At 73.0% G+C, this 22,048-nt stretch carries 16 protein-coding genes; 10 read left to right on the top strand and 6 right to left on the bottom strand.

Features of this window, described 5'->3' with window-relative positions; translation table 11 throughout:
- Nucleotides 1-16: 16 nt before the first annotated feature.
- Nucleotides 17-2,509 (top strand): DNA helicase PcrA, encoded by a 2,493-nt coding sequence (gene pcrA, locus SSP29_RS05775; RefSeq protein WP_089099349.1) that lies wholly within the window; start codon nt 17-19, stop codon nt 2,507-2,509.
- A 42-nt stretch (nt 2,510-2,551) separates the two neighbouring features.
- Here the strand turns inward: pcrA and SSP29_RS05770 are convergent, their stop codons facing one another.
- Both SSP29_RS05770 and SSP29_RS05765 read right to left on the bottom strand, forming a co-directional pair.
- Nucleotides 2,552-4,003 (bottom strand): M23 family metallopeptidase, encoded by a 1,452-nt coding sequence (locus SSP29_RS05770; protein WP_089099348.1) that lies wholly within the window; start codon nt 4,001-4,003, stop codon nt 2,552-2,554.
- A 230-nt stretch (nt 4,004-4,233) separates the two neighbouring features.
- A complete protein-coding gene (locus SSP29_RS05765; protein WP_089099347.1) occupies nt 4,234-5,097 on the bottom strand; it encodes an esterase/lipase family protein in 864 nt (287 codons plus the stop codon).
- Between the two features lie 325 nt (nt 5,098-5,422).
- On the opposite strand from SSP29_RS05765, the gene icmB reads away from it, so the two are divergent.
- On the top strand, nt 5,423-5,839 hold the full coding sequence (icmB, locus tag SSP29_RS05760) for a coenzyme B12-dependent isobutyryl CoA mutase small subunit (RefSeq protein WP_089099346.1): 417 nt from the start codon (nt 5,423-5,425) through the stop codon (nt 5,837-5,839).
- Between the two features lie 139 nt (nt 5,840-5,978).
- On the opposite strand, the gene SSP29_RS05755 is transcribed toward icmB, so the two are convergent.
- Both SSP29_RS05755 and SSP29_RS05750 read right to left on the bottom strand, forming a co-directional pair.
- The gene (locus tag SSP29_RS05755; protein WP_089099345.1) at nt 5,979-7,571 is read right to left on the bottom strand and encodes a DUF5691 domain-containing protein; all 1,593 of its coding nucleotides are present in this window, start codon (nt 7,569-7,571) and stop codon (nt 5,979-5,981) included.
- Nucleotides 7,572-7,665: 94 nt separating this feature from the next.
- The gene (locus SSP29_RS05750; RefSeq protein WP_089099344.1) at nt 7,666-9,021 is read right to left on the bottom strand and encodes an SWIM zinc finger family protein; all 1,356 of its coding nucleotides are present in this window, start codon (nt 9,019-9,021) and stop codon (nt 7,666-7,668) included.
- A gap of 132 nt (nt 9,022-9,153) precedes the next feature.
- On the opposite strand from SSP29_RS05750, the gene SSP29_RS05745 reads away from it, so the two are divergent.
- From SSP29_RS05745 to sucD, 7 genes are all read left to right on the top strand, one after another.
- On the top strand, nt 9,154-10,272 hold the full coding sequence (locus tag SSP29_RS05745; RefSeq protein ID WP_089099343.1) for an ATP-binding protein: 1,119 nt from the start codon (nt 9,154-9,156) through the stop codon (nt 10,270-10,272).
- Nucleotides 10,269-12,791 (top strand): DUF5682 family protein, encoded by a 2,523-nt coding sequence (locus SSP29_RS05740; RefSeq protein ID WP_089099342.1) that lies wholly within the window; start codon nt 10,269-10,271, stop codon nt 12,789-12,791. Before SSP29_RS05745 ends, SSP29_RS05740 begins: the two co-directional genes overlap by 4 nt.
- The gene (locus tag SSP29_RS05735; protein WP_089099341.1) at nt 12,788-13,978 is read left to right on the top strand and encodes a VWA domain-containing protein; all 1,191 of its coding nucleotides are present in this window, start codon (nt 12,788-12,790) and stop codon (nt 13,976-13,978) included. The genes SSP29_RS05740 and SSP29_RS05735 overlap by 4 nt, the downstream gene beginning before the upstream one ends.
- A 239-nt stretch (nt 13,979-14,217) precedes the next feature.
- Entirely contained in the window at nt 14,218-15,027 is an 810-nt protein-coding gene (locus SSP29_RS05730; RefSeq protein WP_145968855.1) for a hypothetical protein, read from the top strand.
- 210 nt (nt 15,028-15,237) lie between these two features.
- Nucleotides 15,238-15,549 (top strand): hypothetical protein, encoded by a 312-nt coding sequence (locus tag SSP29_RS05725; protein ID WP_089099339.1) that lies wholly within the window; start codon nt 15,238-15,240, stop codon nt 15,547-15,549.
- 412 nt (nt 15,550-15,961) lie between these two features.
- Entirely contained in the window at nt 15,962-17,143 is a 1,182-nt protein-coding gene (gene sucC / locus SSP29_RS05720) for an ADP-forming succinate--CoA ligase subunit beta (RefSeq protein WP_089099338.1), read from the top strand.
- 27 nt (nt 17,144-17,170) lie between these two features.
- The gene (gene sucD / locus SSP29_RS05715; RefSeq protein WP_089099337.1) at nt 17,171-18,055 is read left to right on the top strand and encodes a succinate--CoA ligase subunit alpha; all 885 of its coding nucleotides are present in this window, start codon (nt 17,171-17,173) and stop codon (nt 18,053-18,055) included.
- Nucleotides 18,056-18,303: 248 nt separating this feature from the next.
- Here the strand turns inward: sucD and SSP29_RS05710 are convergent, their stop codons facing one another.
- Complete coding sequence (locus SSP29_RS05710; RefSeq protein ID WP_089099336.1) at nt 18,304-19,149, bottom strand: RNA polymerase sigma factor; 846 nt, start codon at nt 19,147-19,149, stop codon at nt 18,304-18,306.
- A 96-nt stretch (nt 19,150-19,245) separates the two neighbouring features.
- Between SSP29_RS05710 and SSP29_RS05705 the strand changes: the two genes are divergently transcribed.
- The gene (locus SSP29_RS05705) at nt 19,246-20,970 is read left to right on the top strand and encodes a cell division protein PerM (protein WP_089099335.1); all 1,725 of its coding nucleotides are present in this window, start codon (nt 19,246-19,248) and stop codon (nt 20,968-20,970) included.
- A gap of 16 nt (nt 20,971-20,986) precedes the next feature.
- On the opposite strand, the gene SSP29_RS05700 is transcribed toward SSP29_RS05705, so the two are convergent.
- Nucleotides 20,987-21,730 (bottom strand): hypothetical protein, encoded by a 744-nt coding sequence (locus SSP29_RS05700; RefSeq protein ID WP_089099334.1) that lies wholly within the window; start codon nt 21,728-21,730, stop codon nt 20,987-20,989.
- Nucleotides 21,731-22,048 lie beyond the last annotated feature (318 nt).

Genomic DNA, 22,048 nt, shown 5'->3' with positions numbered 1-22,048 from the left:
CTAGACTCGGAGAGCGATGAGCAGCCTCTTTGACGACAGCTTCCTGGCGAACCTCCAGGCCCCCCGCGGCCATGACGAGGAACCTCCGCCACCGCCCGAGGACGAGCACGCTCCGGAGCCGATTCCGGACGATCTGTTCGGCGGGAAGTTCGACGTGCCCCCGGACCGGGACGCCTACTACCGCGACGGCGCCGCCCGCCCGGCCCTGGACCCGGCCGCCCTCCTGGACGGGCTGAACGAGAACCAGCGGGCGGCCGTCGTGCACGCAGGCTCCCCGCTGCTCATCGTGGCCGGCGCCGGTTCCGGCAAGACCCGGGTGCTCACCCACCGCATCGCCCACCTGCTCGGCGCGCGCCAGGTGCACCCGGGCCAGATCCTCGCGATCACCTTCACCAACAAGGCCGCGGGCGAGATGAAGGAGCGGGTCGAGCACCTCGTCGGCCCGCGCGCCAACGCGATGTGGGTGATGACCTTCCACAGCGCGTGCGTGCGGATCCTCCGGCGGGAGAGCAAGAAGCTCGGCTTCACCTCCTCCTTCTCGATCTACGACGCGGCCGACTCCAAGCGCCTGATGGCCCTGGTCTGCCGCGACCTGGACCTCGACCCGAAGCGCTACCCGCCGAAGTCCTTCAGCGCCAAGATCAGCAACCTGAAGAACGAGCTGATCGACGAGGAGGACTTCGCCGCCCAGGCCACTGGGGGCACCTCCCAGACGGAGTCTGGGGGAGGCTTCGAGAAGACCCTCGCCCAGGCCTACGCCATGTACCAGTCGCGGCTGCGCGAGGCGAACGCCCTCGACTTCGACGACCTGATCATGACGACGGTCAACCTGCTGCGCGCCTTCCCGGACGTCGCCGAGCACTACCGCCGCCGCTTCCGGCACGTCCTGGTCGACGAGTACCAGGACACCAACCACGCCCAGTACGCCCTCGTACGCGAACTGGTCGGCACCGGCGAGCCTGACCTGCCCCCCGCCGAGCTCTGTGTCGTCGGTGACGCCGACCAGTCGATCTACGCCTTCCGGGGCGCGACGATCCGCAACATCCTCCAGTTCGAGGAGGACTACCCGAACGCGACGACGATCCTCCTTGAGCAGAACTACCGCTCCACACAGACGATCCTCTCCGCCGCCAACGCGGTCATCGAGCGCAACGAGTCCCGCCGCCCGAAGAACCTGTGGACCAATGCGGGCGCGGGCGCGCAGATCACCGGCTACGTCGCCGACACCGAGCACGACGAGGCGCAGTTCGTCGCCGAGGAGATAGACCGTCTGACGGACGCGGGCGAGGCGAAGGCCGGCGATGTCGCCGTCTTCTACCGCACCAACGCGCAGTCCCGTGTCTTCGAGGAGATCTTCATCCGCGTCGGCCTGCCCTACAAGGTCGTGGGCGGAGTCCGCTTCTATGAGCGCAAGGAGGTCCGGGACGTCCTGGCCTACCTGCGGGTGCTGGCCAACCCGGAGGACTCCGTCCCGCTCCGGCGCATCCTCAACGTCCCCAAGCGCGGTATCGGCGACCGCGCGGAGGCGATGATCGACGCCCTCGCCCAGCGCGAGAAGATCAGCTTCCCGCAGGCGCTCAAGCGCGTCGACGAGGCGTACGGCATGGCCGCGCGGTCGACGAACGCGGTCAAGCGGTTCAACACGCTGATGGAGGACCTCCGTACGGTCGTGGAGTCCGGCGCCGGACCGGCCACGGTTCTGGAGGCGATCTACGAACGCACCGGGTACCTGGCCGAGTTGCAGAACTCGACGGACCCGCAGGACGAGACCCGCATCGAGAACCTCCAGGAACTCGCCTCCGTGGCGCTGGAGTTCGAGCAGGACTCCGGCGAGGGCGAGGGCGAGCAGCCGGCCGGGCTCGCCGCCTTCCTGGAGCGGGTGGCCCTGGTCGCCGACTCCGACCAGATCCCCGACGAGGACGAGAACGGCGACGGCGTCATCACCCTGATGACCCTGCACACCGCCAAGGGCCTCGAATTCCCGGTGGTGTTCCTGACCGGCATGGAGGACGGCGTCTTCCCGCACATGCGCGCCCTCGGCCAGACCAAGGAACTGGAGGAGGAGCGGCGGCTCGCCTACGTCGGCATCACGCGCGCGCGGGAGCGGCTGTACCTCACCCGTTCGTCGATGCGCAGCGCCTGGGGCCAGCCGTCGTACAACCCGCCCTCGCGCTTCCTGGAGGAGATCCCGGGCGCGTATCTGGAGTGGAAGCGGACCGGGGCGATGGCGCCGGTCTCCGCCGGGCCCGCGGCGGGTGTGGCCGCCTCGCTCTCCTCGACCCGCTCGCGCTCCTCGGCCTCGGGTGCGTCCGGCTTCGCCACCCGGCGGAGCGCGGAGAAGCCGGTGGTCTCGGTGGCCGTCGGCGACCGCGTCACCCACGACCAGTTCGGCCTCGGCACGGTCGTCGCGGTGAAGGGCACGGGCGGGAACGCGGAGGCGACGATCGACTTCGGCGACGCCAAGCCGAAGCGGCTGCTGCTGCGGTACGCGCCGGTGGAGAAGCTGTAGTACCGGGCCCCGCTGCGGCGGGGCCCGCCGGTATCGGCCTGGTCAGGTCGGGTCGAGCCCGTGGCTGCGCAGCCACGGCAGCGGGTCTATGGCGGCGCCTCCGGCCGGCCTCACCTCGAAGTGCAGGTGCGGACCGGTCGAGTTGCCCGAGTTCCCGGAGTACGCGATCGGATCGCCGGCCTTCACGGTCGTACCGGCGGCGACACGGTACGACGAGAGGTGGCAGTACCACGTCTCCGTGCCGTCCTTCGCCGTCACGATCATCATGTTGCCGTAGGCGCTGTTCCACTTGGTGGAGACGACGCCGTCGGTCGCGGCCATCACCGTCGTGCCGTAGGAGACGGGGAAGTCGATGCCCGTGTGGACGGACATCCAGTTCACGCCGGCCTGGCCGAAGTAGGCGCTGAGCCCTCTCTGCGTGACCGGCAGCACGTACTTCGGGCGCAGCCGCTCCTTGCGGGCCGCCTCGGCCGCGGCCTTCTTCTTCTCGGACTCCTGCTGGGCCTTGAGGTCGATGCGCTCCTGCGTCCGGCTGGCCCGGTCGGCGAAGTCGTCGGCACCCGCCGAGAGCGTCCGCAGCTGGGCGTCCAGCTTGCTGTTGGCGGCGGACGGTTTCACCGACTGGGCGTCGGAGGCGGAGGCCGTGGTGTCCTTGCCGTCGTCGGTCAGGCTGCCGACGGAGGCGGCCGCGATCCCGGCGACCCCCATCACACACACCGAGGGCACGGCGACGGTCAGCAGCGCGGACCGCTTGGGAGGCGTACGGCGGCGGGAACGCGCCCCCGCGCGGGTCGTCGCCGACGGCGTGACCGGGGTGGCCGGGGTGACCTCTTCCTGGTCGTCCAGCAGTGGCGTTACTTCAGGCAGTTCGCCGGTCCCGGTCAGCTCCCCGTGGTCCGGGAAGTTCTCCGTGGACTCCTCGAACTCGCCGAGCTCCTCGTAGGGGAGCTGCTCGAACATCTGGGTCGCCGACTCGTCGGAGGAGCCGGCGGTCTGTACCGGGGTGCCGTCGGAGTTCCACTGCGTGGCGTCGTACACGCCGGTGTCGAACGCCTGGGTGCCCCACTCCCACTGCTGGGTCGCACCGGCCATGGCCGGCTGGTCGGGCTGGAGCCAGGCGTTCGCGTCCCAGTGGCCGCCGGTGTCGGCGACCGTCTCCTGCGCCGGTGCCGGGACGGTCCACGCGGTGCTGTCGTAGGCGCCGGAGTCGTAGGCGGCGTGGTGCTGGGCCGCGTACGGGTCGTAGTTCAGCGTCTGGCCGCCGGCCGTCTGCCACTGCGTGGCGTCGTACGCGCCGGAGGCCTGGCCCTCGCCCGGGAGGCTGCCGAAGAGCGGGTCGCTGTGGAACGAGGCGCCGGTGGCGGTGTGGTCGCCGTACGTGGTGAAGCCGCCGTACTGGGCTTCCTGGGTGCCGTACGGCGCGTAGTGCGCCGGATCGGCGTCGGAAGCCGGGGCCGGGGTGGTCATGGTCCCCGACGGGTGACGGTCGTTCACCAACTTCTCTTTCGCCTCGACAACAGGGGCTGCCAGAGCAGTGCGGCGACTGTACCCGGCGGTATACGGGCGCGACAATCTTCAACAGGTTTCGCTGTTTCGGGAAACGGGCATTCGGCCGTGTTTCGGGGGACGACGGGCGCGGGTTTGGCCTTGTGTTCGAGGAGTGTTCGAGCGAGGGTGGGGCCAAATGGGCTCTGCCGAACGGTCCTCGCCCGCCCGGTTCGCCCTCAGGCCACCGTCAGACCGCCCGCGATCCGCTCCTCCGCATGTGTTTCGTCGAGGGCCTGCCGTATGCCGGACGCGATCGCCGGGTGGACGGGCAGGGCGAGGTGACCGATCCCGGTCACCCGCACGTTCGTCGCCATGAGGTCCGGGTGGTCGATACGGGCCGTCTCCACCGGCTCCATCACCGAGTCGAGGTCGCTCCAGAAGCTCACGAACCGGGTACGGCAGCCGGGTGCGGGCCTGGTCAGCTCCTCGATCACCTCCGAACCGGGGCGCATCTGCCGCACGATCGGGTGCGCGTCCGCGAGCGGCACCACCCGGGTGCCGGAGTGCGGGGTGCCGAGCGTCACCAGGGTGCGGACGCGCAGGTCGCCGCCGAGGCGCTGGACGTAGTAGCGCGCGATCAGCCCGCCGAGGCTGTGCCCGACGATGTCGACCCGACCGCTGCCGGTGCGCTCGCAGATCTCCTCTATGTGCCGGCCGAGCAGTTCGGCGGCGGTGCGGATGTCGCAGGTCAGCGGCGAGTAGTTGAGCGACTCGACGCGCTGGCCGCCGTGCTGGGCGAGGGTGCGGCGCAGCAGGACGAAGACCGAGCGGTTGTCGATGAAGCCGTGCAGCAGCACGACCGGCGGAGCCGGCCGGACCGGCAGCCGGACCGTGCCGTCAGGCTCCGCGGACGGTGCCGGCGGTGCGGGCGGGCGGCGCTCCGGGGTGAGGCCCGTCGGGTAGAGCAGGAGATGCCCGGCCAGGATCGCGGCCTCCAGGGCGGTCGACTTCAGGAAGGCCAGCGACAGGCCGGTGAGACTGCTGGGCAGGAGGCGGCGGCAGAACGGAAGAAAAGGGTCCAGTACCTCGGTGACCTTCATCGGCCGACCTCCTGTCGGCACGCCGAGGACAGCTCCGTCCCCCGTGTGCCCTCATGGGGAGGCCGGGCGGAGGCGGCGGAGGTGGCCGAGTACGACGACTTGCCGCGTCGCGTGCCCGTACCGTCCCCGCGGACCACGCTGCGGCTCCCTGACGTGTCCCGCTGTGTGTGATTTCCCCCTCTGTAACCTCCGCGAAACTGCCGGTTGCGGGATGCTGGAGATAACGTTCGTTCACTCGAGACGGGTGGCGGAACGCGCCGAATGTGCGGTACTTCTCGGTACGGATGGATGTTGGCGTGTTCGTTGCATGGTCATGGAGGCAGTGATGGGTGTGGCAGCCGGCCCGATCCGTGTGGTGGTGGCCAAACCGGGGCTCGACGGCCACGACCGCGGAGCCAAGGTCATCGCGCGGGCGCTGCGCGACGCGGGCATGGAGGTCATCTACACCGGGCTCCACCAGACGCCGGAGCAGATCGTCGACACGGCCATCCAGGAGGACGCCGACGCCATCGGCCTCTCCATCCTCTCCGGCGCCCACAACACCCTGTTCGCCGCGGTCATCGACCTCCTCAAGCAGCGCGATGCCGAGGACATCCTCGTCTTCGGCGGCGGCATCATCCCCGAGGACGACATCGCCCCCCTCAAGGAGAAGGGCGTCGCCGCGATCTTCACGCCGGGGGCGACGATGGCGTCGATCGTGGAGTGGGTGCGGGAGAACGTCCGGCAGCCGACTGGGGCGTAGGCCGCGTTCGCGGGGTGCCGGCTTTGGGGGTGCGGGTCGGGTGTGGGCTGCGGCGCCGTCGTGGCTGGTCGCGCCCACGCGGCGGAGCCGCATATCGGCACAGCCCCGCGCCCCTTTCGGGGCGCCTCTCGGGCGCCCCTTACGGGGCGGGTGGGTTCAGCTCTGTGAGCATTGCTGCTCGTAGTCTCAGTGTTGTCACCAGGCGCTGGAACGCCTCCGCCCAGTAGCCGCCGGCTCCCGGTGACGCGTCCTCCCGTTCGTCCGGTACCGCCAGGAGCGCGTCCAGTCGGCCGGCTTCCGCGGGATCCAGGCAGCGCTCGGCCAGGCCCATCACCCCGCTGAAGCTCCAGGGGTAACTCCCCGCATCACGGGCGATGTTGAGGGCGTCCACCACGGACCGGCCGAGCGACGCCGACCACGGTACGGCGCACACGCCGAGCAGCTGGAACGCTTCTGACAGGCCGTGCGCCGCGATGAAGCCCGCCACCCAGCCGGCCCGCTCCGGGCCCTCCAGCGTGCCCAGCAGCTTGGCCCGCTCGGCGAGGGACACCGCGCCAGGACCGCCCGCCTCCGGTGCCGCCGGAACCCCGAGCAGCGCTCTCGCCCACTCGGCGTCCCGCTGCCGTACGGCGGCCCGGCACCAGGCCGCGTGCAGCTCGCCCTGCCAGCCGTCCGCCACCGGCAGCGCCACGATCTCCCCGGGCGTACGGCCGCCCAGCCGCGCCGGCCAGGTGGAGAGCGGGGTCGCCTCCACCAACTGCCCCAGCCACCACGACCGTTCCCCCCGCCCGGCCGGGGGTTTGGCCACCACCCCGTCGCGCTCCATCCCCGGGTCGCACTCCGGCGGTGCCTCCACCGCGATCGCCGGGCCGTCCCCGGTGTGGTCGACCGCCACGCACGATCCGGCCCGCGCCGCCATCCGCCCGGCGAGTGCCGAGCCTGGCAGCGCGGACAGCAGCTCCGCCGCCGTCGTCCGCACGTTACGGCTCCGGTCCGACAGCGCCTGCTCCAGGAACGGCTCGTCCCCGGCGGCCAGTCCCGAGCGCAGCGAGTCCAGGAACATCAGCCGGTCCTCGGCCCGCTCCGTCGCCCAGGTCCCGGCCAGCAGCTCGCGTGCCGCCTCGGGCGCCCGGGCCCGTAGCGCGGCCAGCAACGCGACCCGCTCGGCGAACAGCCCCTCCTGCCACAGCCGCTGTATCGCGTCGGTGTCCTCGGGGCCGGGCAGGTCCGCGCCGCCGCCCGGGGCCGCGCGCAGGGCGAACCGCCAGTCCTGGTTGAGCCGGGCCAGCCACAGGGCGCGCGGTCCGGCGAAGGCCAGCGCGGCGGGCCGCAGGTCGGTACGGCCCCGGGCCGCGTCCAGCAGTGCGGGCAGCGTCTGCGGGGGTGCGGCGAACCCGCGTGCGTTGGCCGCCGCGAGCCACTGCGGCAGCAGCTCCATCAGGTCGGGCGAGGTGCCCCGGCGGCTGCCGGCCGCGATGCCGGGACGGTCGGAGAGCAGCATCGCCAGCCGGCGGGCCGCGGCGGCCGGCAGCGCGGGACGCAGGTCCTCGGCGGCCGGTTCGGGGCGGGGCTCGGCCGGTGCCGGACGCAGCCCGGCCCGCCGTCGCACGGTCGCCACGGCCGCCTCGTCCAGCAGGGCCGCCGGAGCGTCCCGGCCCGGTCCGCCGGTCGCCGGCGGACGCCGGTCCGTGCCCAGCAGAGCCGTGGTGACGAGATCCTCCCAAGTGCTCACGGGGTTCCCCTTCCGTTTCCCTGAGTTCCGCGAGTTCCGCGAGCCGGTTCGGGTGCGGTGCGGTGGTGCCGGGTCGGTTCGGGTGCCGGCCGGGTCAGCACAGCGGTACCGCCTCGCCCGCTGTCTGAGGCCAGGCCGTCAGCGGGGTGAAGCCGCGGTGGCCGCACTCGCCGAAGACCGTGACCGGGGCGCCGCCCGAGAGCGCGGCCAGCCGCCACAGCCCCGGCCCCGAACGGGCGGCGGGAGCGAGCGGCAGCGCGGACTCGCCCTCGGCGTCCGCCAGTTGCCAGGAGTCGCCGTCCCGGACCGGCACCACCCGGGCCAGCGTCACCGGCACCGAATCCAGCCACGGGTCCTCGCGCAGCGCCTCCCCGTACCGGGCCACCGCCTGCGCCGTCGGCACGCCCGGCGGCCGTGTCGACAGGGGCGCGGGTGCGGCGAACCGCTCACCCAGCGCCGCCCGGTGCTGCCCCGCGCCCGGATAGGCGGACAGCTCCGCCTCCAGGGCGAGGCCGACCGGCAGCGCCAGCTCGGGGGCGCGGCCGGCCGCGCCGTAGGAGAGGAGCAGTGCCGTACGGCCCGAGTCGGCGCCGTGCAGCCAGATCCGGCGGGTCGTCAGCTTCGCGTCCGCCGTGTCGTACTGGGCGAGGACCAGCCAGCGGTCGCGCACCGGCGGGCCGTCCGCCGGGGCGGGCAGGCCGACACGGGAGCGGACCGTGGCCGCGAGGCCCGCCGGGAGCCGGTCCCGGCGCAGCCAGCCCTGGACGAGGAGGTGCAGCAGCGCACACTCCTCAAGGAGCCGCACCGGCCAGCCCGGACCCGAGCCCGGTATCGCCCCCAACTCCCGTACCCGTGCGGCCAGTCCGGGGGCCTGGGCGTCGACCATGCGGGCCGCCGTCTCCTCCCACAGTCCGTACCCCGCCTGTTCGGCCGCGGCCAGGCCGCCGCGCAGCAGGTCGGACAGGCGCTGCTCCAGCTCCGTGGCACCCGCCGTGACCCGCGCGGCCCGCTTCTCCGCCCGCCGCCGGGCCCCCTCCGGATCAGCGGCGGCCGGGGAACTCCCGCCGTCCGCCGGCCGTTTGTCCTCCGCGCGCCTGCGCCGGCCCGCGATCCACTGCTCGGCCCAGTCCGGCGGCTGCCGCACCGCCGGCACGGAGTCGTCCTCGCCCGCCCAGAGCAGGAGCAGTCCGAGGGCGTGCTTGCAGGGGAACTTCCGGCTCGGGCAACTGCACTTGTAGGCGGGACCCGCCGGGTCGGCGATGTCCACGATCGTCTGGTACGGCTTGCTGCCGCTGCCCTTGCACAGTCCCCATACCGTCCCCTCCTCACAACTCCCGGCCCCGGACCACGGCCCGGCCGCTCCGAGTTTGCTTCCCGCTTTGCGTGACGCGGCGTCAGGCGCCAAGGCCAGCACCTGGTCCGCACTCCAGCGCACCCCCTGCTGAGTCATGTCATCGAAGGTAGATCCCGCCACTGACAATCACCCCGACGAGCGTGTTTGTGCAGGTCAGAGCGATTGTCAGTGGCGTGGTGCACGGTGGACACCAGATCCGAACCGGCCGAGCTGGAGGGGGCCTCAGCCATGACTGTGTCCGTGGAACCGACCGACCCGACGACCATCGAGAGTGCGCTGCGACCGCACGCCGAGCACGCCTTCGCGGCCGAACTGGCGGCGCTGGCCGCGCAGGACGACCGGCCGCGCCCGGCCCGCTGGAAGATGTCGCCGTGGGCGGTCGCCACCTATCTGCTCGGCGGCACACTGCCGGACGGCACGGTGATCACACCGAAGTACGTCGGTCCGCGCCGCATCGTCGAGGTCGCCGTCACCACCCTCGCCACCGACCGCGCCCTGCTCCTGCTCGGCGTGCCCGGCACCGCCAAGACCTGGGTCTCCGAGCACCTGGCGGCCGCCGTCAGCGGCGACTCGACCCTGCTGGTGCAGGGCACGGCCGGCACCCCTGAGGAGGCCATCCGCTACGGCTGGAACTACGCGCAGCTGCTGGCCCACGGCCCGAGCCGGGACGCCCTCGTGCCGAGCCCGGTCATGCGGGCCATGGCGGAGGGGATGACGGCGAGAGTCGAGGAGCTGACCCGGATCCCCGCCGACGTGCAGGACACACTGATCACGATCCTGTCCGAGAAGACCCTGCCCGTTCCCGAGCTCGGCCAGGAGGTGCAGGCGGTCCGCGGCTTCAACCTGATCGCCACCGCCAACGACCGCGACCGGGGTGTCAACGACCTCTCCAGCGCCCTGCGCCGCCGCTTCAACACCGTGGTGCTGCCGCTGCCGGAGAGCCCGGACGCCGAGGTCGACATCGTCGCCCGCCGCGTCGACCAGCTCGGCCGCTCCCTGGACCTGCCGGCCGTGCCCGACGGCATCGAGGAGATCCGCCGGGTCGTCACCGTCTTCCGCGAGCTGCGCGACGGCGTCACCGCCGACGGCCGCACCAAGCTCAAGTCGCCGAGCGGCACGCTCTCCACGGCCGAGGCGATCTCCGTCGTCACGGGCGGCCTCGCCCTGGCGGCCCACTTCGGGGACGGCGTGCTGCGGGCCGGCGACGTCGCGGCCGGCATCCTCGGGGCCGTCGTCCGCGACCCGGCCGCCGACCGGGTCATCTGGCAGGAGTACCTGGAGACGGTCGTCCGCGAGCGGGACGGCTGGAAGGACTTCTACCGCGCCTGCCGAGAGGTGAGCGCATGAGCGACGACACGGCGTGGCGGCGGTCGCCCGGCCCCGGGCCGCTGCTGCTCGGGGTACGGCACCACGGGCCCGGCTCCGCGCGGGCGGTGCGGGCCGCGCTGGACGCCGCCCGGCCGCGGGCCGTGCTGATCGAGGGACCGCCCGAGGCCGACGCGCTCATCCCGCTGGCCGCCGACCCGGAGATGCGGCCACCGGTCGCGCTCCTCGCGCACGCCGTGGACGAGCCCGGCCGCTCCGCGTTCTGGCCGCTGGCCGACTTCAGCCCCGAGTGGGTGGCGGTCCGCTGGGCCCTGGAGCACGAGGTCCCGGCCCGCTTCATCGACCTGCCGGCCACGCACACGCTGGCCTGGGGGAGGGAGGAAGGGGAAGCGGTCGCGATCCCCGGCACAGAGCCCGACGAGCCCGGCGCCGGGCGGCAGGAGCCCGATGCAGCCGAAGAGCCCGACGGCAGGGGGCGGAAGCCCGACGCGGCAGACGAGTCGCCCACCGACCGGCAGTTGCGCGTCGACCCCCTCGCCGCCCTCGCCGAGGCCGCCGGTTACGACGATCCCGAGCGTTGGTGGGAGGACGTCGTCGAGCACCGGGGCGGGACCGGGGAGCGGGACGTGTTCGCGCCGTTCGCCGCGGTGGAGGAGGCGATGGGGGCGCTGCGGGAGACATACGGGGCCGGCGGCCGCGACCGGGATCCCGTGCGGGAGGCCCATATGCGCCAGCGACTGCGCGCCGCGCAGCGGGAGTTCGGGGAGCGGGTCGCGGTGGTGTGCGGGGCGTGGCACGTGCCGGCGCTGCGCGCGAAGACCACCGTCGCCGCCGACCGGGAGCTGCTGAAGGGGCTGCCCAAGGTCAGGACGGACATGACCTGGGTGCCGTGGACGAACCGCCGGCTGGCCCGGGCGAGCGGATACGGCGCCGGCGTCGACTCGCCGGGCTGGTACGGACATCTGTTCCGCGCCCCGGACCGGCCGGTGGAGCGGTGGCTCACCAAGGTGGCCGGACTGCTGCGCGAGGAGGACCGGATCGTCTCCTCGGCCCATGTCATCGAAGCGGTACGGCTGGCCGAGACGCTGGCCGTGATGCGCGGCCGCCCGCTGCCCGGCCTCGGCGAGACCACCGACGCGGTGCGGGCGGTGCTGTGCGAGGGCTCGGACGTCCCGCTGGCGCTGGTGCACGACCGGCTGGTGGTCGGGGACGTGCTGGGGGAGGTGCCGGAGGCGGCGCCCGCGGTGCCGTTGCAGCGGGACCTGGTCCGGGAGCAGCGCCGGCTCAGGCTCAAGCCGGAGGCGCTGGAGCGGGAGCTGGAGCTCGACCTGCGCAAGGACACCGACGCCGGGCGCAGCCGGCTGCTGCACCGGCTGCGGCTGCTCGGCATCGACTGGGGCGAGCCGGCCGAGTCACGGGGGAGCACGGGCACGTTCCGGGAGACGTGGCGGCTGCGCTGGGAGCCGGAGCTGTCGGTGCGGGTGGCCGAGGCCGGGGTGTGGGGGACGACCGTCGAGGGCGCGGCGACGGCCAGGGCCGAGGCCGACGCGGAGCACGCGAGTGCCCTCGCCGATGTCACGGGGCTCGCCGAGCACTGCCTGCTCGCCGGGTTGCCGGACGCACTGCCGGTGGTGATGCGGGCGCTCGCCGACCGGGCCGCGCTGGACACGGACGTCGGCCATCTCGCCCAGGCCCTGCCGGCCCTGGTCCGCTCCCTGCGCTACGGCGACGTCCGGGGCACCGACACCCGCGCGCTCGCCGAGGTCGCCGCGGGCCTCGCCGAGCGGGTCTTCGTCGGGCTCCCACCGGCCTGCGCCGCCCTCGACGCGGACGCGGCGGAGGAGATGCGGGGCCATGTGGACGCGGTGCACACGGCGGTGGGGCTGCTCGGCGAGACGGCGCCGCAGACGCAGACCGCGGCGGCATCGGCGGACGGCACCGGTGTCCTGTCCCCTTCCGGCCAGTCCCCTTCCGGCCACCGTGACCTGCGGCGCCGCTGGCGGGCCGTGCTGCGCACGCTGTCCGGGCGGGAGACCGTGCCCGGGGTGCTGCGCGGGCGGGCCGTGCGGATTCTGCTGGACGAGGGGGAGCTGGGGCCGGAGGAGGTGGCGCGGCTGATGGGGCTGGTGCTCTCGCCGGGGACCCCGCCGGCGGACGCGGCCGCCTGGATCGAGGGGTTCGTGGGCGGCAGCGGCGGGGGCGGGATGCTGCTGGTGCACGACGAGCGGCTGCTCGGCCTGGTCGACTCCTGGCTGACCGGGGTGCCGGCGGAGGCGTTCACGGACGTGCTGCCGCTGCTGCGGCGGACGTTCTCGGTGTACGAGCCGGGGGTGCGCCGGACGATCGGCGAACTGGTGCGCCGCGGGCCGGGGGAGCGGCTCCAGGGGGGAGCGGCGCAGACCGGCGGGACACCGGGCTTCGGTGCCGAGGCGGACGCCGGGCGCGCCGACGCCGTGCTGCCGGTGCTGCGCCTGCTGCTCGGCCTCGATGTGCTCGATGTACTCGATGCGGACAATGACCTTGTGGGGGCGGGGAGATGACCACGGACGTGACGGACACCGGCACCGGCGCCGAAACCGGCGGTCCCGCGCGGGAGCGGCTGCGGCGGTGGCGGCTGGTGCTCGGGGGCGAGGCCGCCGACGGCACCGGGTGCGCCCTGTCGGGCCGGGACGCGGCGATGGACGGGACGCTGGCCGCGCTGTACGGGAAAGGGGACAGACCGCAGTCGGGGCGGGAGCGTTCGGCGGGGCTCGGCGCGTCGGCGCCGTCGGTGGCGCGCTGGCTCGGGGACATCCGGACCTACTTCCCGTCCTCCGTCGTCCAGGTCATGCAGCGTGACGCCATCGACCGGCTGGGGCTGGCCTCGCTGCTGCTCGAACCGGAGATGCTGGAGGCGGTGGAGGCGGACGTGCACCTGGTCGGCACCCTGCTCTCGCTCAACAAGGCGATGCCGGAGACGACGAAGGAGACGGCACGGGCGGTCGTGCGCAAGGTCGTCGAGGACCTGGAGAAGCGGCTGGCCACCCGCACCCGGGCCACCCTCACCGGCGCCCTCGACCGCAGCGCCCGCATCAACCGGCCGCGCCACCACGACATCGACTGGAACCGCACCATCGCGGCCAACCTCAAGCACTACCTGCCGGAGTACCGGACGATCGTGCCGGAGCGGCTGATCGGGTACGGGCGGGCGTCGCAGTCGGTGAAGAAGGAGGTGGTGCTCTGCATCGACCAGTCCGGGTCGATGGCCGCGTCGGTGGTGTACGCCTCGGTGTTCGGGGCGGTGCTGGCGTCCATGCGGTCGATCGACACCCGGCTCGTCGTCTTCGACACCGCGGTGGTCGACCTCACCGACCAGCTGGACGACCCGGTGGACGTCCTGTTCGGCACCCAGCTCGGCGGCGGTACGGACATCAACCGGGCGCTGGCGTACTGCCAGTCGCAGATCACCCGGCCTGCGGAGACCGTCGTCGTTCTCATCAGCGACCTCTACGAGGGCGGGATACGGAACGAGATGCTGAAGCGGGTCGCGGCGATGAAGGCGTCGGGGGTGCAGTTCGTGGCGCTGCTGGCACTGTCGGACGAGGGGGCGCCGGCCTACGACCGGGAGCACGCGGCCGCGCTCGCGGCGCTGGGGGCACCGGCGTTCGCCTGCACGCCCGATCTCTTCCCCGAGGTGATGGCGGCGGCGATCGAGAAGCGGCCGATTCCGGTGCCGGACACCGTGTGATGCCGCGCCCGGGGGGGGGTGACTTGTCGACTCGGCGATGTCCGGCACCGGCCACCAAAACGGACATGACTGTCCATCGGTAACGGGGGCTTGCGCAACCTCGGGAGTCCCGTGCAAGGATCGAAGTCTCCACGGCTCTTTCACCGGCCTTCACGCCGTTGGGCCCCCTCTGCTCTGTTCCGCCGCACGGGAGGATCCTCCCCGTCTTGACCTCGCCAGCAGTTGTGTCCGGTGCCGTCGTGCGCGTGTTGCGCACGGCGCCGGAACGGCGTGCGCTGCAACTGGCGCTGCTGGTCGGCGGACTCCTCGCGCTCGGCTTCCTCTGCGGGCAGCAGGCGCAGGCGGCCGAGGGGGTGCCTTCGACTCCGTCGTTGACGTCGGTCGTGCCCCAGAAGGCGTCGCCGCGGGATGCGGTGACGCCCCATCGGGTGCCGGTGACGCCGGTGGTGGCCGGCGTCCACGAGGTCGTCCGGTCCGTGACCGACACGGTGGCCGCGACCGTGAACTCTCCCGTCACCTCGGCCCTGACCGAGACGCTCACCGAGACGGTGCGGCAGGTGACGGAGCTGCCCGTGGTTCTGGTGGTTCAGGTGCCGGAGCTTCCCGTCGTCTCCGAGCCACCGGTCGATTCGGCACCGACACCGGCACCGGTGACGTCGGCGCCCGGCCCCGCGCAGCCGCGGACGCCGGTCACGCACAACGCCGGGCACGGCAAGTCCCGCACGGAAAAGAAAGCGGCGGCGACCACCGTCGTGTCGTACGGGCCGCGGAGCACCGCCGTGGCCTTCGCGCCCGGCACGGCGGCACACACCGGCGGCCACCGTGCCGCCCGCGCCGCCGACGTTCCCACCCGCCCCGCGCCCACCGGAGACCCGGACGGCGCGCTGGGCAAGTCGGCGGTCGACGCCGGCCCCTCCCGGCACGGTGACGCGTACGCCGTGACCTTCACGGACCGGGTGCCGCTCAGGCTCGCGCCCGGTGCCGCCGCGCGTCTCGACGCGGCCGGGACCCCGGACAGATACCGGGACATCCCCCTGTTCCCCGGCTAGGACCGGCGACCCCCTTCCCCGCCACAGACCTGTCGCGCGGGGGCGGAACAGGTCTGCCCACCCGTCCGGACCCCGGAGGAACCCCTCCCTCGGCTCCTCCTCCGAGCCCCTTCCGGACGGCGATGTCCCCAGCCGCGCTTCCGGCACCCCCCGGAAGCCTCCCGGCTCCGCGTCCCGAACGCACCGGAGCCCCGAAGGACTGACGTACGTATGAACAAGAACATCCGCCGCTCCGTCTTCACACCCGCCGCCGGACCGGAGGCCGCCACCGGCCAGGCAGGCCGCACCGCCACCGCCGAGATCCGGGCCGCCGAGGCCATCTACGGCGCCCGGGCAGCCCGCGCGGCAAAGGCAAGGGAGAGGGAAAGGGCGAAGGAAAGGACGAGGGAGAGCACCGCCTCCCCGGCTGCCCCCGGGGACGGCGTCGACCACCTGTTCGGCCCCCTTCCCTCCTTCGTTCCCGAGGCCGTGAGCCCGGAGTGCGTCGGCGGTCCGCAGGACGCCGGGACGTACTCCGTCTGACTCCGGGGGGTGGTCGCCCGGACGGCCGAACGCCGTCGGTCCGGCCGGTCTGCCACCCCCCGGTACGGGCGGCCGGTCCCCGTGGGGCGGGGACCGGCCGCCCATCCCCGAGAGGGGCCTGAGGCCTCACCGGGCCAACCCCAGCCCGGTGAGGCCTCGCACATCGCACGCAAGACGGCACGCCGTGCCACGAGAACCCGGGATACCCGGCATCATGTGACAGGTATCACCGCTCAGGTGTGACTCCCGATTTAGAGACCCCCAGCGAGCGGCGATAATCTGCGAGACGGACATGCCGCGCGCTCGGACACCGTGTGCGCCCCCCTTGTGACACACGCGGACGTCACGTTGCCCTTCGCGGCACGCCCACGCATCCAACGAACCGCGAGATCACTGATAGGGACGGAAGCGCGTGGACCTGTTCGAGTACCAGGCGAGGGACCTCTTCGCCAAGCACGATGTACCGGTGCTGGCCGGTGAAGTCATCGACACGCCTGAGGCGGCGCGCGCGATCACCGAGCGGCTGGGCGGCAAGTCCGTCGTCAAGGCGCAGGTGAAGGTCGGTGGCCGCGGCAAGGCCGGTGGCGTCAAGCTGGCCGCCTCCGCGGACGAGGCCGTCGCCCGGGCGACGGACATCCTCGGCATGGACATCAAGGGCCACACGGTCCACAAGGTGATGATCGCCGAGACCGCCCCGGAGATCCTCGAGGAGTACTACGTCTCCTTCCTCCTCGACCGTGCCAACCGCACCTTCCTCTCCATCGCCTCCGTCGAGGGCGGCATGGAGATCGAGGAGGTGGCGGCCACCCGCCCCGACGCCGTGGCCCAGACCCCGATCGACGCGATCGACGGTGTGGACCTGGCCAAGGCCAAGGAGATCGTCGCCGCGGCGAAGTTCCCGGCCGAGGTCGCCGACAAGGTCGCCGACGTGCTGGTCACGCTGTGGGACACCTTCATCAAGGAGGACGCCCTCCTCGTCGAGGTGAACCCGCTGGCGAAGGTCGCCTCCGGTGACGTCATCGCCCTGGACGGCAAGGTGTCGCTGGACGACAACGCCGAGTTCCGCCACGCGGACTGGGCGGAGCTCCACGACAAGGCCGCGGCCAACCCGCTCGAGGCCGCCGCCAAGGAGAAGAACCTCAACTACGTCAAGCTCGACGGCGAGGTCGGCATCATCGGCAACGGCGCGGGTCTCGTCATGAGCACCCTGGACGTCGTGGCGTACGCCGGTGAGAAGCACGGCGGCGTCAAGCCCGCCAACTTCCTCGACATCGGCGGCGGCGCCTCCGCCCAGGTCATGGCCAACGGCCTGGAGATCATCCTCGGCGACCCCGACGTCAAGTCGGTCTTCGTCAACGTCTTCGGTGGCATCACCGCCTGCGACGAGGTCGCCAACGGCATCGTGCAGGCCCTGAAGCTTCTGGAGGACCGCGGCGAGGACGTCTCCAAGCCGCTCGTCGTCCGCCTCGACGGCAACAACGCCGAGCTGGGCCGCAAGATCCTCACCGACGCCAACCACCCGCTGGTGCAGCGCGTCGACACCATGGACGGCGCCGCCGACAAGGCCGCCGAGCTGGCAAACGCCGCCAAGTAAGCACTCAGGACGAGGACACAACACACCATGGCTATCTGGCTCAACAAGGACAGCAAGGTCATCGTCCAGGGCATGACCGGCGCCACGGGCATGAAGCACACCAAGCTCATGCTGGCCGACGGCACCAACGTCGTGGGCGGCGTGAACCCGCGCAAGGCGGGACAGAAGGTCGACTTCGACGGTACCGAGGTACCGGTCTTCGGCACGGTCAAGGAGGCCATCGAGGCCACCGGCGCCAACGTCTCCGTCATCTTCGTGCCGGAGAAGTTCACCAAGGACGCGGTCGTCGAGGCCATCGACGCCGAGATCCCGCTGGCCGTCGTGATCACCGAGGGCATCGCCGTGCACGACTCGGCGTCGTTCTGGGCGTACGCCGGCAAGAAGGGCAACAAGACCCGGATCATCGGCCCGAACTGCCCCGGCATCATCACCGTCGGCCAGTCCAACGTCGGCATCATCCCGGGCGACATCACCAAGCCGGGCCGTATCGGCCTGGTCTCGAAGTCCGGCACGCTGACGTACCAGATGATGTACGAGCTCCGGGACATCGGCTTCTCGACCGCCGTCGGCATCGGTGGCGACCCGATCATCGGCACCACGCACATCGACGCGCTCGCCGCGTTCGAGGCCGACCCCGACACCGACCTGATCGTGATGATCGGTGAGATCGGTGGCGACGCCGAGGAGCGGGCCGCCGACTTCATCGCGAAGAACGTGACCAAGCCGGTCGTCGGCTACGTCGCGGGCTTCACCGCGCCCGAGGGCAAGACGATGGGCCACGCCGGCGCCATCGTCTCCGGTTCGTCCGGTACCGCCCAGGCGAAGAAGGAGGCCCTGGAGGCCGCGGGCGTCAAGGTCGGCAAGACCCCGACCGAGACGGCGAAGCTGGCGCGCGAGATCCTCGCCGGCTGAACAACGCCATAGAGGTACGCCGGTAGGCCCGTCCCCGGGGTGGGGGCGGGCCTACCGACGTTTGCGCCGGCCACGCTGGATGGGTGCCTCCCCCAGAGGGGGGACCCCCAGCGCCCACCCGTGCCGCCTGGGGGCACCTCCCAGGCCCTTGAGGCACTGGGGGAGGCACGACTGCCCGCGGCTGAGGCGCCCCTTCAGGGGCGCGGGGAACTGCGCGACCAGCCCCCACCCACCCGCACCCGAACGCGCTACCTCGCCACCGGCACCAGTCTCTCCGGTCCGTTCTCGGCAGACTTCCGCAGCTTCGCCTGCAGTGACCGCTCCCCGGCGGACAGCGGTCCCAGTCCCACCTCCGCCGGGACCCCGCTGATCGCCTGGGCCGGACCGATCGGTGCCTCGTAGTGCGTCGGCGCCGTCCGCAACGTGAGGGTCGTCGCCGCGATGATCGCCGCCGTGAAGGCGAGCGCGGACCGGGTCCAGAAACGGGTCTGCCGTTCGGCGTAGGTCCGCACCGTGGGCGGCGGCTGGGCCGCCCGCAGCCGCTCCGTGGAGGCCAGTTCGGCGAGCCGGCGGTTCAGCGCGGCGGGGTCGGCGAGTTCCGGCACCCGGTCGGCGACCAGCCGCCGCGCGCGGGTCAGCCGGTTGGCCGCCGCCGGTGTGCTCGCCTCCGTCTCCGCCGCGGTCTCCGGCAGGTCGAGGCCGACGCCGTCGTACAACAGCAGCGTGCGGCGGTACGTCGACGGCAGTTTCAGCAGTGCCTCCAGGAGCGCGCGGTCGGCCGCGTCGGCCGGCGGGGGTTCGGGGTGGCGGTGGCGCAGGCGGAAGCGGTGCCAGGGGGAGAGCGCGCACTCGTGCGCCACCGCCCGCACCCAGCCGGCCGGGTCCCGGTCGCGGGCCACCTGCGGCCAGTTCTGCCAGGCGAGTTGGAAGGCCCGCTCGACCGCCTCCTGCGCCAGCTCCCGGCGGCCGGTGAGCAGGTAGGTCTGCCGTACCAGGGCCGGGGCGCAGAACGCGTAGAGCGCGTCGAAGGCCTGAGCGGGCGTCAGAGCGGTGGACGGTCCGGCCTCGTCGGTACGGGCAGAGCTCTGCGTCATCGGGCGCACCTCCCTATGAAAAAGCACATAAACATATATTGAGCGACACTTCGGCTGTTCGCCGGTTACGACGGGAAAGCGCGTGTCGTTGGGAGCATGGCGGTCGTGATTCGGATGACCGCCCGCCGACCGTCGTTGCCGTCCCGCCGACCGTCGTTGTCGCCTCTGCTCAGCCGATTGCGCGACCGTTCCCCAGGACTGGCCGCCGGCCTGGCGGCCGGCGCGCTCGCTGCCGGGCTCGGGCTGGGCGCGTTCGCCGTCCTGGCGATCGCGCTGTGGGTCAGCTCGCCGTACCCCGACAGCGGTCCGGGCGGCGCGCTGCACGTCGCGGCGGCGCTGTGGCTGCTCGCCCACGGCGTCGAACTGGTCCGCACCGACACGCTGTCGGCGGTACCGGCTCCCGTCGGGGTGACGCCGTTGCTGCTGCCCGCCCTGCCGGCGCTGCTGGTGTACCGGGGCGCGCGGGACGCGGTGGACGCGCCACACGGCGACGACGCCGGCGTACCGCCGCCGGTCCGCGCCCGTACCGCATGGACCGGGGTCGTCGTCGGCTACCTCGGCATCGGCGGCTGTGCCGCTCTCTACGCGTCCGGCGGCGAACTGCGGCCCCAGTGGGCATGGGTGGCGGTGTGTCTGCCGCTGCTCGCGACGGCCGCGGCGGGCGCCGGGGTGTGGACGGCATACGGCCGTCCGCGTGAACCACTGCTGACAATGGTGCCGGTGCTGCCCGCGGCGGCACGCCGGCTGCTGCTCGGGCACGACACGCGGGTGCGGTGGGGTACGGCCGTCCGCGCGTCCCTGGCCGGGACGGCCGTGTTCTTCGGGGGCGGCACGCTGCTGCTCGCGGTGTCACTGGTGGGGCACGGCGGCGCGGCCCGGTCGTCGTTCCTCCAGCTGACGGAGGGCTGGTCGGGCCGGTGCGCGGTCCTGCTCCTGTGCGTCTCGCTGATCCCGAACGCGGCGGTGTGGTCGGCGTCGTACGCCGCGGGCCCCGGCTTCGCGCTCGGCGCCGGGCATCTTGTGAACCCCCTGGCCTCGGATCCGGCACCGCTGCTCCCGCCCTTCCCGCTGCTGGCGGCGGTGCCGCAGCACGGTCCCGGAACTCCGGCGAACTGGCCGGCCGGGGTGGTGCCGGTGGCGGCCGGGGTGACGGTGGCGTGGTTCGTGGCGGCGAGGGCGGCCAGGCGGCGCTGGTCGGCCGGGCGCACGGCCAAGGTGGTGGCACTGGCGGCGCTGCTGTGCGCGCTGCTGCTCGCGGCGCTCGCCGAGCTGGCCGGCGGCCCGCTGGGCGTCGGCGCGCTCACCCGCTTCGGCCCGGTCTGGTGGCAGACGGGCATGGCGACCGGCGGCTGGCTGCTCGCGGTGGGCGTTCCGGGAGCCCTGGGGCTGCGGGCCTGGCGGAGGGAGGGCGCCGCCTCGCTCGCCGCATGGCTGGGCTTCGCGAGGAGAGAGCCGGGGGAGGAGCACACCGCCGAGAAGCGGAGGAAGCGGAGGAAGCAGGGGACACAGGGGAAGCAGGGAAAGCGAGGGGCGCAGAGCAAGCAGAGGAAGCAGGGGAGCCACCCGCCGTCGGCCGCGGCTCCGGCCTCGCTGTCGACCCCGACCCCGGCCTCGGCCCAGGTCGTGGTGGTCGGGCTGCCGCCCGATCAGGGCGACGGCGACAGGTCCGAGCGGTACGAGGCGCTGCCGGCCGAGCCGCACGAGGTGCTGCCCGGGGACCCGCTGCCCGGATTCTGGGAGGACGAGGCGGCCCGCAGGGCCCGCTGGACGGCGTTGCGGAAGCCGTCCGAACCGGCCGCCGAGGACACCGACGGCCCCTGACCCTCCGGTCGTGCCGTCAGCTGTTCCCGCTCCCCAGCACGTTGCGCAGCTCCTGCGGCAGCAGGTGGTCGCAGGACTGCTTGGCCTCGTTGGTGAGGGCGTCCGAGACACAGGTGTAGTAGTCGCGGTAGACCATCTGAGCCGTGAAGTTCGCCGCCACCAGGGCCAGCGCCAGGGACGCCGTGACCAGGCCGCTGATCGCCGCCGTCGTCTGGGGGCGGCCGGTGGTGGCCTCGTCGGGGGTGCGGGGCTTGGCGCGGAGCGCGCTGATGCCCCAGTAGACGGCCAGGACACCGAGCAGCAGCGCCACGTACGGCCAGCTGAAGAGCGCGAAGAGGAAGGCCCACATGCCGCACAGCAGGGCGTACCGCGCCCGCCGCTGGGCCGGGTCGGTCGGGTCCCAGCGCATGCCGGGGCCGCCGGGCCCGCCGGGCCCGCCCTGACCGCCGCCGCTCGGGCCGCCGTCGGGACGCTCGCCGAACCCGCCGGGCTGCCGGCCGGGCTGGCGGTCGCTCCACTGGCTGCCCCAGGGCGCCCCCTGATCGTCGTCACCGGCCGGGCGGCGCGGCCGCCAGGGCGTGTCCGGCGTGCCCTCCGGCGGCGGGGCGAAGGGGTTGTCGTCCTGCTGGTCGCCCTTCGGCCGGTCCGAGGGCGCGTCCGGCGGTGACGCCGGCCGCTCCCGTAGCAGCACGGCAGAACGCGTCCCCCCCAGTACCGACTGCGGGGGGAGCATACGAAGTCCCAGGCTGCGGTCCGGCATCAAGTGAGCGTCTTCCCCTAGATCAAGATGAACAGAACAGAGCTGATGGATCGACTGAATACGACTGGATACGGCTGGATACGAATGGATTCGGCTGGACAGGACTCGATACGGCTGGATACGGCGGCTGGCTGCGGGTGATCGGCACAGCAGCCGAAACGACTGCCTGTTCCGTGAACGCGCCGTATCCCGGACGCGTTCCCGCCTCGGTACCTCCCAGACGCTACCTTCCGGCCACGCCCCCGTCCCGTGGGGGCCGCCCGGTGTGCCGGTATCGTTGCTGACGGTCGGCCGCTTCGTAGACTTCCCCGTATCCCG

The sequence above is a fragment of the Streptomyces hyaluromycini genome, assembly GCF_002217755.1.
GTDB classification, from domain to species: domain Bacteria; phylum Actinomycetota; class Actinomycetes; order Streptomycetales; family Streptomycetaceae; genus Streptomyces; species Streptomyces hyaluromycini.
This window is presented reverse-complemented; position numbering and strand designations above follow the sequence as displayed.